Origin of the sequence: Actinomadura rubrisoli, from assembly GCF_004349215.1 — a bacterium.
Lineage (GTDB): Bacteria > Actinomycetota > Actinomycetes > Streptosporangiales > Streptosporangiaceae > Spirillospora > Spirillospora rubrisoli.
On sequence record NZ_SMKU01000330.1, the window covers coordinates 1 to 10,549 of the forward strand.

General features: G+C 74.8%; 11 protein-coding genes. 7 read left to right on the forward strand and 4 right to left on the reverse strand.

Annotated features, from left to right (window positions below):
* Both E1298_RS37900 and E1298_RS37905 read right to left on the reverse strand, forming a co-directional pair.
* The coding region (locus tag E1298_RS37900; RefSeq protein ID WP_131902107.1) for a helix-turn-helix domain-containing protein at positions 1–1,967 on the reverse strand (1,967 nt) is incomplete at its 3' end.
* A 3-nt stretch (positions 1,968–1,970) separates the two neighbouring features.
* Positions 1,971–2,438 carry a hypothetical protein gene (locus E1298_RS37905; protein WP_131902109.1) on the reverse strand — a complete coding sequence of 156 codons (468 nt, stop codon included), beginning with the start codon at positions 2,436–2,438 and terminating at the stop codon, positions 1,971–1,973.
* 189 nt (positions 2,439–2,627) lie between these two features.
* On the opposite strand from E1298_RS37905, the gene E1298_RS37910 reads away from it, so the two are divergent.
* The 7 genes from E1298_RS37910 to E1298_RS37940 all read left to right on the forward strand — a co-directional run bounded on the left by E1298_RS37910 (position 2,628) and on the right by E1298_RS37940 (position 8,034).
* Positions 2,628–3,293, forward strand: a complete 666-nt coding sequence (locus tag E1298_RS37910) for an MBL fold metallo-hydrolase (RefSeq protein ID WP_131902111.1) — start codon at positions 2,628–2,630, stop codon at positions 3,291–3,293.
* A gap of 157 nt (positions 3,294–3,450) precedes the next feature.
* Positions 3,451–4,047, forward strand: coding sequence for an ATP-binding protein (locus E1298_RS37915; protein WP_243726052.1), 597 nt, complete (start codon positions 3,451–3,453; stop codon positions 4,045–4,047).
* A 118-nt stretch (positions 4,048–4,165) separates the two neighbouring features.
* Positions 4,166–5,257, forward strand: a complete 1,092-nt coding sequence (locus tag E1298_RS37920; RefSeq protein ID WP_131902113.1) for an S-(hydroxymethyl)mycothiol dehydrogenase — start codon at positions 4,166–4,168, stop codon at positions 5,255–5,257.
* Positions 5,257–5,886 carry an MBL fold metallo-hydrolase gene (locus E1298_RS37925; RefSeq protein ID WP_131902115.1) on the forward strand — a complete coding sequence of 210 codons (630 nt, stop codon included), beginning with the start codon at positions 5,257–5,259 and terminating at the stop codon, positions 5,884–5,886. The genes E1298_RS37920 and E1298_RS37925 overlap by 1 nt, the downstream gene beginning before the upstream one ends.
* Positions 5,887–6,081: 195 nt before the next feature.
* Entirely contained in the window at positions 6,082–6,849 is a 768-nt protein-coding gene (locus E1298_RS37930; protein WP_131902117.1) for a hypothetical protein, read from the forward strand.
* A 192-nt stretch (positions 6,850–7,041) separates the two neighbouring features.
* Positions 7,042–7,377, forward strand: coding sequence for an SPW repeat protein (locus E1298_RS37935; RefSeq protein WP_131902119.1), 336 nt, complete (start codon positions 7,042–7,044; stop codon positions 7,375–7,377).
* A gap of 69 nt (positions 7,378–7,446) precedes the next feature.
* A complete protein-coding gene (locus E1298_RS37940) occupies positions 7,447–8,034 on the forward strand; it encodes a TetR/AcrR family transcriptional regulator (RefSeq protein WP_243726053.1) in 588 nt (195 codons plus the stop codon).
* A 70-nt stretch (positions 8,035–8,104) separates the two neighbouring features.
* Here E1298_RS37940 and E1298_RS37945 read toward each other — a convergent pair whose 3' ends face one another.
* Both E1298_RS37945 and E1298_RS37950 read right to left on the reverse strand, forming a co-directional pair.
* On the reverse strand, positions 8,105–9,502 hold the full coding sequence (locus E1298_RS37945) for a VWA domain-containing protein (RefSeq protein WP_131902123.1): 1,398 nt from the start codon (positions 9,500–9,502) through the stop codon (positions 8,105–8,107).
* Position 9,503: 1 nt separating this feature from the next.
* Positions 9,504–10,397: an AAA family ATPase gene (locus E1298_RS37950; RefSeq protein ID WP_131902125.1), complete on the reverse strand. Its 894-nt coding sequence runs from the start codon at positions 10,395–10,397 to the stop codon at positions 9,504–9,506.
* Positions 10,398–10,549 lie beyond the last annotated feature (152 nt).

A 10,549-nucleotide genomic window follows, 5' to 3' on the forward strand; every position in this document is an offset into this window, starting at 1 on the left:
TCCCGGGCCTCGGCCAGGTACCAGGCGAGCAGGCGCCGCTGCGCCGCCAGCAGGTCGCTGTCGGCGTCCTCCCGCAGGCCCCGCTGCCGGGCGAAGTCGCGCAGCAGGTCGTGCATCCGGTACCGGTCGGGGGCGAGGTCGTGCACGAAGTACGCCTGCCGCAGCCCTTCCAGGCACTCGCGCGCCTCGTCCACCGTCCGGTCCTGGAGGGCCGCGAGGGCGGCGGGGGTGAAGTCGGGTCCGGCGATGAGGCCGAGCCCGCGGAACGCCTCCCGCTGGTCGCGGCGCAGCCCCCGGTAGGCGACGTCGAACGTGGGGCTGAGCACGCTCTGCAGCTCCGGGCCGGCCGCGCCGGTGCCCGCGCCTTCGTGCAGCCCCGCCTCGTTCAGGCTCGCGCCGGCCAGGCCCACGCCGTAGGGCGGCGCGGGCTGCACGTCCCGGGCGGCCAGTTCGCGGACGGTCCCGGCGATGGACTCGCCGGGGTTCTCCGCGAGCTTCCCGGCCATGACGGCGAGGGCCAGCGGCAGGTGGCCGCACTCCCGGGCGAGGCGCTGGACGGCGCGCTGCTCGTCGCGTACGCGCGGGTCGGCGGGGCCGAGGACGTTGGCGATGAGGTCGACCGCCTCCTGCGTCACCATCTCGCGCAGCTCCAGCGCCCGCACGTCGGCGCCCTCCAGCAGGGCGGGCAGCCGGCGGCGGCTGGTCACGATCACCAGCCCGGACGTCGTCGCCGCCAGCAGCGGCCTGATCTGCTCGGGACGCGCGGCGTTGTCCAGGATCAGCAGCATCCGCCGCTCGGCCAGCAGCGACCGGCACTGGGCCGCCAGCTCCGCCTCCGCGCGCGGGACCTGGTGGCCGGGCACGCCGACCGCGCGCAGCACCTGGCCCATGGCCTCGCCCGGGGTGACGGGACTGCGGGTGGTGCCGCGCAGGTCGGCGAAGACGACGCCGTCGGGGAACCGGTCGGCGACGCGGTGGGCCCAGTGCAGCGCCAGCGTCGTCTTGCCCACGCCCGCCATCCCCTGGACGATCACCGCGCGCGGCCACTCGGCCTGGGCCACGAGCATGTCCAGCTTGCCGAGGCTCACGTGCCGTCCGGCGAAGAACGGGTTGTCGGCGGGCAGACGTGCTCCGGGTGGTCTTCCTCCGGGCGTCTCAAGGCGCACGGGCGCGCGCGCGGCGATTCCCGCGCCCGCCGGTGCCGGTCCGGGCCCCCCGAGGGAAGGCTGCGGCGCCTGGTCGTGCACGGCGACCGGCCACTCGTCGCCCCACGGGCTCGCCGCGCGGCGCAGCTCGTCCCGGTCCAGGACGGTCAGCGGCCGGGGCCTGCGGTCGAGGATCCCCTTCTCCCGCCACAGCCGGAACCAGCGCACGAGGGTCTCGCGGGAGATCCCGGCCCAGTTGGCCAGCTCGGCCTGGCTGAGCCGCAGCGGGATCTCCGTCCCGCGCGCGGTCCGCCGCCCGAACCGGTGCGCCAGCTCCAGCAGGTGGTAGGCCAGCCGCTGCGGATGGTCGGCCGCCCGCACCGCGTGCCGGCGGCCCCCGTAGGTCACGCTCTCGGAGATCGTCTGCATCATCGCCTCGGCGACCTGCGGGTTGGCCGCCAGCAGGCTGCGGAACTTGCGCCGGTCCACCCGCAGCGCCGCGACGTGGTCCAGCGCCGCGATCGTCCCCCGCTGCGGATGCCCCCACGGGCCCAGCACCCCGACCAGGTCACCCGACCCGAACAGGTCGATGATCGACTCATCGCCCTCGCTGGAGTCCACGAACTCCTTGGCCACGGCGTTGCTCGCCGCTCGCGGCGCCCCCTTGAACACCACGTACACCGCCGGGGCGGTCACCCCCTGGTGGCACAGCATCCCGCCCGGCGGGATGTCGGCGCGCCGCCCCATCGCCCGCAGGGCCTGCCGGTCGGTCGGGGACAGCAGCTCCCAGAAGCTGCCCGGCCGGACGTCCTGGTCGATCACCGCTCACCCGCCCGCCATCGCCGCCGCCATCGTCCAGAACAAGAACAGGACCGCGGTCGCCGCCGCCCACGCGACGGCCTGCCAGGACAGCTCGCCGCAGCGGTGCGCGGCGGACAGCAGCCTGCGCAGCTCGCCGTTCCGGACCCGCTCGTCCAGCGCGGTGGACGAGGCGAACGGCGTCCACGGCACGCCCGGGTCGACCGGCGAGCCGGTGCGGCCGCGCACGTCGCCGAGCACCGCCACCAAGGTCAGCCGCGACCGGACCGCGTAGGCGGCCGAGACCGCGAACGCCCCGGCCAGGACGGGCAGCAGCGCCAGCGCCGCGACGCCCGGCGGTCCCGCCGCCAGCCGGGTCGCGGTCCCCACCAGCACCAGGGCGAGCAGGACCACGGCGATCGCGGCGTCCTGGCCGCACAGCCGGACCAGCGTGCAGGCGTGTCCGAGGATGTCCTCCGGCGTCTCCCTGCCCACCACATCACCGTCCTCTCCGGTCGTTCCTGATCTTCCAACTCCCATGGTGGGGCAACAAGGGCGAAACGTCCGTCCGTGCGCGCACGAACCGTCTGCGTCTGGAGACTCATTCCAGTGGACGGACCGGCCCCGGTGGATCCGCGCGGCCGATGGTGGAAGATGGTCCCCGTACGACCGACGGGAGGACCAATGAGCTACACGGGGAACGTCGAGGTCGGCGGCCGGCCCGACGTCCGGGAGCTGCCGGGCCTGACGGTCACGAAGGTGGCGGTCGGCCCGTACGACAACAACGCCTACATCCTGCGGTGCCCCGCGACCGGGGAGCAGATGCTCGTCGACGCGGCCAACGAGGCGTCGCGGCTGCTGGAGCTGCTCGGCGACGGCCCGCTCGCGCGCATCGTCACCACGCACCGCCACCAGGACCACTGGATGGCGCTGAGCGAGGTGGCGCGGGCCACCAGCGCGCCCGTCGTCGCCCATCCGCGCGACGCCGAGCCGCTGCCCGAGCCGGTCGCCGAACCGGTCGAGAACGGCGACACCGTCCGCGTGGGCCGGGCGTCGCTGGAGGTCCTGCACCTGCGCGGGCACACGCCCGGGTCGATCGCGCTGCTGTACGACGCGGGCGGCGAGCTGGCCGGCGCCCCGCACCTGTTCACCGGCGACAGCCTCTTCCCCGGCGGCGTCGGCAACACCTGGGGCGACCCCACGCTGTTCAAGCAGCTCCTGGCGGACGTGGAGGAGCGCGTCTTCGACCGGCTCCCCGACGCCACCTGGTTCTACCCCGGCCACGGCAAGGACTCCACGCTCGCCCGCGAGCGCCCCTCGCTGCCCGAGTGGCGGTCCCGCGGCTGGTGATCGTTCCGGTGGGCCCCGGCCCGCTCGCGGCGGGCCCCTTTCGCCGGACCGTCCGTCACCGGACCGGCACCCGGCGTGCCCGGCCGGAACAACCGGCGCGAAGTGTTCGTTTGTTCAACCACACTTCCGCCGATCTCGGGGCCGAGACCAGGAGAGATTGACCATCCACGAACCCACCGATGTGGATCCGGGGCCCGCCCTGGACTATCCCGCGGGCTCCCTCGTGCTCGTCGCCGGCCTCCCCGGGGCGGGCAAGAGCACCCTGCTCAACCGGCTCTACGGGCTGCGCGGCGACGAGCGGGGCCCGGTACCCTTCGGGGACGTGCGGGTGATCGACTCGCGGCAGTCCCGCAACTGGTGGGCGCGCTTCCTGCGCCCCCTCCCCCCGCGCCTGCGCACCCCGCTCGTCCACGCGACGCACGTGTGGCGCATCGCCCGCGCGGTCGCCGGCGGCCACGGCGTCGTGGCGCACACCCGCGGCACCTGGCCGCACATCCTGTACTGCTTCGCGTGGCTGGCCCGCCTGCGCGGCGGGGAGGTCCACCTGATCCTCATCGACGTGGACCCCGAGACGGCCCGCGCCGGGCAGTTCGCGCGCGGCCGCATCGTCACCGGCGCCACGTTCGCCCGGCACTGCCGCCGCTGGCGCCCGATCGTCGAGCGCGCCCGGGGCGGCGCCCTCCCGCCCGCCGCCGGCGTCACGGTCCTGGACCGTGTCGCCGCCGACAAGCTGGAGGTCATCCGCTTCGGCTGAGGCCGGCGAACCAGCGGACGGCCGCCGCCCCCGGCCCGCCTCCTCGGCAGGGGGAGTGGGGCGGGCGGAACGCGATCTATAGGGTCGTGGGAGCACGGATTCGAGGAGAGGCGGCAGCATGGCGCAGCAGGTACGCGGGGTCGTCGCACCGGGGCGGGGCGAGCCGGTGCGGATCGAGACGATCACGATCCCGGATCCGGGGCCCGGGGAGGCGGTCGTCCGGATCCAGGCGTGCGGGGTCTGCCACACCGACCTGCACTACCGCGAGGGCGGGATCAACGACGAGTTCCCGTTCCTGCTCGGGCACGAGGCCGCCGGCGTGGTCGAGACGGTGGGCGAGGGGGTCACCGGGGTGGCGCCGGGCGACTTCGTGGTCCTGAATTGGCGGGCGGTGTGCGGGCAGTGCCGCGCGTGCCTGCGGGGACGCCCCTGGTACTGCTTCGACACCCACAACGCCGCGCGGAAGATGACGCTCTCCGACGGGACCGAGCTGTCGCCCGCGCTCGGCATCGGCGCGTTCGCCGACAAGACCCTGGTCGCCGCCGGGCAGTGCACCAAGGTCGACCCCGAGGCGAAGCCCGCGGCGGCGGGCCTGCTCGGCTGCGGCGTGATGGCGGGGCTCGGCGCGGCCCTCAACACCGGCGCGGTCGGGCGCGGCGACTCGGTGGCGGTCATCGGGTGCGGCGGCGTCGGCGCGGCGGCCGTGCTCGGCGCCCGGCTGGCGGGCGCGGCGCGGATCATCGCCGTCGACCTGGACGAGCGGAAGCTGGCGGCCGCGGCCTCGCTCGGCGCCACGCACACCGTCCACGCCGGAGCCGCGGGCACCGACGTCGTGGCGGCCGTGCAGGAGCTCACCGGCGGGTTCGGCGCCGACGTCGTCATCGACGCCGTGGGCCGCCCCGAGACCTACAAGCAGGCGTTCTACGCGCGCGACCTGGCCGGGACCGTGGTGCTGGTCGGCGTGCCCACACCGGAGATGCGGCTCGAACTGCCGCTGCTGGACGTGTTCGGACGCGGCGGATCGCTGAAGTCCTCCTGGTACGGCGACTGCCTCCCGTCCCGCGACTTCCCGATGCTCATCGACCTCTACCTGCAAGGGCGCCTGGACCTGGACGCGTTCGTGTCCGAGACCATCCCGCTGGACGGGGTCGAGGCCGCGTTCGAGAAGATGCACCACGGCGACGTGCTCCGCTCGGTGGTGGAGTTCTGATGGCCGCCCGCGTCGGCCATGTCGTGACCTCCGGGACGTTCTCGCTGGACGGCGGGACGTGGGAGGTCGACAACAACGTCTGGATCGTCGGGGACGACGCGGAGGCGATCGTGATCGACGCCGCCCACGACGCGGACGCCATCGAGGCGGCCCTGGGCGGCCGCCGGCCGGCGGCGATCGTGTGCACGCACGGGCACGACGACCACATCGACGCGGCGCCCGAACTCGCCGCGCGCACCGGCGCGCCCGTCCTGCTGCACCCGGACGATCTGATGCTGTGGAAGCAGCGGCATCCCGGCTCCGAGCCCGACGGCGCGCTGGCGGACGGCCAGGTGCTGGCCGTGGCGGGCGTCGAGCTGACCGTCCTGCACACGCCGGGGCACAGCCCGGGGGCGGTGTGCCTGCACGCCCCGGCCCTGGGGACGGTCTTCTCCGGCGACACGCTGTTCAGCGGCGGGCCGGGGGCCACCGGGCGGTCGTTCTCCGACTTCCCGACCATCATCGCCTCGATCCGGGAGCGGCTGCTGACCCTGCCCGCCGGGACCGTCGTCCGCACCGGGCACGGCGAGTCCACGACGGTCGGCGCGGAGGCGCCGCACCTGGAGGAATGGATCGCGCGCGGCCACTGACCCGCCCGCCGGGGCGGCGGTCCCCGGCCGGCGCGTTCGGCACCGCGTTCCGGTGGATGGCGGCCGCGTCCTGCTCCTCGCCGGTTTCTCGCCGCCGGGCCGTCCGGACGCCCGCGCCGCGATAAGGTCCGCTGAGGCGGACGAGACCTCGCGTGCCCCCAAGGGCGCGCAAACCCGGTGAGCTAGGGGGGTGCGATGCGGCCCAGGGCACCGCGCGCCGCTGTGCTCATCCTGTGCCTGGCCGCGTCCGGCTGCGGACGGGCGGCCGGAGAGTCGGCCGGGGCGCTGGAGGTTCCGCCTCCGACCGCGGCCGTCTCACCCCCGGCCTCCCCGACGGCGGAACCCACCTCGCCGACGAGCAGGCCCGTCCAGCCGTCGAGGAGCGGGCCCGCCCGGCCGCTGGGACGCCCCGGCAAGTGGCGCATCACCACCTACTACACGGCGTTGCAGAGCCTCTACCGGGGCAAGCCCAAGGCCGTCCGCGGCTGCACCCGGTTCCACTGCTCGCATGGCAAGGACCCGCTCGGCGCCTACCCCGAGGACTTCCTCAAGGTGATCCAGACCGAGGGCAGCGGCCGGATCACGGCCGGGCCGCAGCGCGGCCGCTACCTCAACTGGTCCTCCAGCGTCGGGTTCTGGCTGGACGACACGACGCGCGACTCGTCGGGCCGGCCACTGCGGGCCTGGGCGTCCGCCGCGGCCGACCGGTCCGTGCTCGCCCGGGGCCGGCGGTTCGCGATCGCCGGCTGCGGCAAGGACGGGAACGGCCGCCCGATCGAGACCAAGGTGTGCCGGGTGTTCCAGAAGGCACGCTGGAAGGTCACGGACCTGTTCCGTCCCGGCTTCGGCGGTGAGCACCACGCCGACGTGTACATCGGCGAGGAGACCGGGCCGCGCCTCGCCGACTCCCCCTTCTACACGACCCTCCGCGGCGCCACCCTCGTCTCCCTGCCTGAGCCATAGCCAGGGTCTGCTCACGTGCCCCCGGCCGTCACGCGAGCGCGTGACCTGACCGGCGCACTGTCCCCCCGTCCCGGAGCCGTTACCTCGGGGCGGTATCGGCCACGCCTTCCGGTCAGATTGACCGGTCGGTCAATCAGGGCATCACCAAGATGGACAAAAAGGTCCAAACGTGATCCCCTCCGGAGGTGGCGGATGGATAGGTTCGCATGGCAGGACGGGGTGGCCTTCCTGGCCGGCCTCGCCGCGCTCCTGGCCCCGAAGCTGTGGGCCGACGACGCGGGCGAGCAGCCGCTCATGGTGCTGGGCGCACTGCTGGCGGTCGCGGGGCTCTACGCGCTGCTCGGCGCGGTCGGCCCCACGGCGTGGACGGCGACGGCGTTCGCGCTGCTGATCTTCGTGTCGCCGTGGGCGTTCGGGTTCGACGGCGAGGACGCCGCGGCCTGGACGGCATGGATCGCGGGCGGCGTCGCGACTATCGTCGGCGTGTGGGGTGCCCTCCAGGCGCGCGGCGGCGAGGCCGCGGCCTGACCGAGGCCCCGAGACGGTCCCGGGCGCGCGAGCGCTCCGGGACCCCTGGCCGCTTGGGGGACGATGCCGATGGACTCCTCGACGACGGCCGGCGCGGCGGATCGGGGCGCGGCCAACGCGCGCACCCGCATCCTGGACGCGGCCGAGGCCCTGTTCGCCGACCGCGGCTACGAGGCCAGCTCGACCGCGCGGATCGCCGGCCGCGCGCAGGTGCCCAAGGGCCTGGTGTTCCACTACTTCCCGCAGAAGATCGACGTCCTGGTGACGCTGGTCGACGAGCGGACGTTCGTGGAGGAGCTGCGGGAGCAGCCGGTCGAGGCGGTGCCCGGCGACCCGGCCGGGACGCTGTCGCGGCTGGCGCGGCGCCTGCCCCTGCACGCCTCGCCCGCGATGCGCCGGATCCTGTTCCGGGAGGCCGACACGCACCGGTCCGTCCGCGAGCGGCTCGGACGGCTCAACGGCGAGGTGTTCCTGCGCGCGCGCCGCGCCCTGGAGCTGGCACTGCCGGGCGCGCGCGGCGACCAGGCACGCCTTGAAGTGGCCGCCGCGACGTTCACGGCGGTGCTGATCTACCAGGAGAACCTGTCGTCCCTGACGGGCCAGCACGTCGACCCCGACGCCGTCGCCGACCTCATCGCCCGGGCGCTTGGTGCCTGATTCCCGGGTCATCGGCACGCGCTCGCGCGACCGCTGAGACCACCTTGGTCATCGGCGCCGTCGCCGCCGGTCAGGCCAGTTCTTCGATGAACGCCGCCAACTGGACCAGGTTGCGGCACTCGTGCATCGGGATCAGCTCGCCGTAGCGGGACGCGGCGGAGTCGCCGGTGTCCCACTGGGACCGCGGTTCGGGGTTGAGCCAGTACGCGTGCCGGGCCCGGCCGACCATGGAGCGCAGGATCGGCAGGGACAGCTCCCCGTAGTTGGAGCGGGCGTCGCCGAGGACGAGCAGCGAGGTCCGGGGGCCGATCGCGTCGGCGTACTTGTCCTCGAACACTTTGAGCGCGTGCCCGTAGTCGGAGCGGCCGGTGATCCAGACCAGGTCGGCCTCGGCGGCCATCCGGGCCATCGCGTCCGCCGCGTCCGCGCCAGGCGCGAAGTACTTGGTGATCTCGTCGGTGGCGTCGATGAAGGCGAACGCGCGGACCTTGCTGAACTGCTCGCGCAGCGCGAACGTCAGCAGCAGCGTGAAGTGCGCGAACGCCGACACCGAGTCGCTGGCGTCGCACAGGACGACCAGCTCGGGCCGGTGCGGGCGGCGCGGCCGGTGGTGGGTGGTGAGGGGCACGCCGCCGCTGGCCAGGGACGCGCGGACCGTCCGGCGGAAGTCGAGCCTGCCGCGCCGCCCCCGGCGCTGCCTCTGGACGAGGCGGGCGGCGAGCCGGCGCGCCAGCGGGTGCACCTCGCGGCGCAGGGCGGCCAGGTCGGCGCGGCGGGCGGCGGAGAAGTCGAGCCGCTCCAAAGGCGGCCGGACGGCGAGCCGCGCCGTCCGCTCGACTCCGGTGTCCTCGGCGATGCGGCGCCGGACCTCGCCCGCGACGAGGTCCTCGAAGCGGGCGATGCGGTCGCCGAAGGTGCGGCGCGCGACCCGCTCGGCCATGCCGCCGCGCTCCTGCCCGTTCAGCACGGCGTTGAGCAGCCCGGCCATGAGGGTCTCGGGCGACATCGCGCGCAGGACGCCGGAGGAGAACCAGGACTCCTGGCCCGGCGTCCGCCCGTACTCGGCGACGGCCGTGCGGGCGAACCGCCGCAGGCCCGCGTCGTCGCCCGCCAGCAGCAGTTCGGCGAGCCGCTCGCGGCGGGCCTGGACCTCGGGGTCCAGCGGGGCCGGGACGGGGCGCCCGTCCTCGCGCAGCGTCCGGGCCGGACGGCCTGGGTCCGGCCCGGCGCCGACGCCGTCCCCGACCGCCGCCGGGAACCACAGGTCGAACAGCGTGTCGAACGTCGGGCGGTGCGCGGGCCGCTTGACCAGCGTGGCGGCGTACGCGGCCCGCAGCGACTCGCGGTCGAGCAGGTCGACCAGCCGCATCGCGCGGACGGCGTCCAGGCCCTCGGCGACCGACACCGGCAGCCCCGCCCGCCGCAGCGCGGCGACGAACCCGGTGTGCCGGTCCACCAGCGAGGCCACCTCAGCCCCTCAGGCCCAGTTCCTTGACGGCGCGCTCCTGGTCGGAGGCGTGCTTGAGGACGACGCCGAGGGTCCGCGCGACGGCGGCCTCGTCCAGCTCGTCCAGGCCGAGGGCGAGCAGGGTGCGGGCCCAGTCGACGGTCTCGGCGATCGACGGCGCCTTCTTGACCTCCAGCGCGCGCAGCGTGCCCACCGTCCGGACGAGCTGCTCGGCCAGCTCCGCCTCGATCCCGGGGACCCGGGCGAGGACGATGTCGCGTTCCCGGTCCGGCGCCGGGTAGTCCAGGTGCAGGTAGAGGCAGCGGCGCTTGAGCGCCTCCGACAGCTCGCGGGCCGCGTTCGAGGTGATCAGCACGAACGGGCGGCGGACGGCGCTGACCGTGCCCAGCTCGGGGATCGTCACCTGGAAGTCCGACAGCACCTCCAGCAGCAGGCCCTCCACCTCGACGTCGGCCTTGTCCGCCTCGTCGATCAGCAGGACGGTCGGGTCGCTGCGCCGGATCGCCGCCAGCAGCGGCCGCTCCAGCAGGAACTCCTCGGAGAAGATGTCGTCGTGGGTCTCCTGCCAGGCCCGGTCGGCCGGGGCGGCCTGGATGGCGAGGAGCTGCTTTTTGTAGTTGAACTCGTAGAGCGCGCGGGCCTCGTCCAGGCCCTCGTAGCACTGCAGCCGGATCAGCTCGGCGCCGGTGGCGGTCGCGACGGCCTTGGCCAGCTCCGTCTTGCCGACCCCGGCCGGGCCCTCCACCAGCAGCGGCTTGCCGAGCGTCTGGGCGAGGAACACCGTGGTCGCGATCGCCTCGTCGGCGAGGTAGCGCGCTGCGGCGAGCCCGCGCTCGACGTCGGCGGGGGACGCGAAGACCCCATCGGCTGTGACGGCGTTGTCCCGGACGGTCATCGCTTGGCCCTCGTGTACGACTGGTTGGTGCCGGCGAACAGCAGCTTGGTGCCGCCGTCGGTGAGCGTGGCGCCCCAGTAGGACGCGGTCTGCGGGTCGCCGCCCTGCCAGGAGAAGCGGAACCTGCCCCCGCCCTCGGGGATGGCCGTCCC

Coding starts and splice junctions, on each gene's coding strand:
- E1298_RS37935 (WP_131902119.1), top strand. CDS start 7,042: ATGGATAGGTTCGCATGGCAGGACGGGGTGGCCTTCCTGGCCGGCCTC.
- E1298_RS37920 (WP_131902113.1), top strand. CDS start 4,166: ATGGCGCAGCAGGTACGCGGGGTCGTCGCACCGGGGCGGGGCGAGCCG.
- E1298_RS37910 (WP_131902111.1), top strand. CDS start 2,628: ATGAGCTACACGGGGAACGTCGAGGTCGGCGGCCGGCCCGACGTCCGG.
- E1298_RS37940 (WP_243726053.1), top strand. CDS start 7,447: ATGGACTCCTCGACGACGGCCGGCGCGGCGGATCGGGGCGCGGCCAAC.
- E1298_RS37930 (WP_131902117.1), top strand. CDS start 6,082: ATGCGGCCCAGGGCACCGCGCGCCGCTGTGCTCATCCTGTGCCTGGCC.
- E1298_RS37925 (WP_131902115.1), top strand. CDS start 5,257: ATGGCCGCCCGCGTCGGCCATGTCGTGACCTCCGGGACGTTCTCGCTG.
- E1298_RS37950 (WP_131902125.1), bottom strand. CDS start 10,397: ATGACCGTCCGGGACAACGCCGTCACAGCCGATGGGGTCTTCGCGTCC.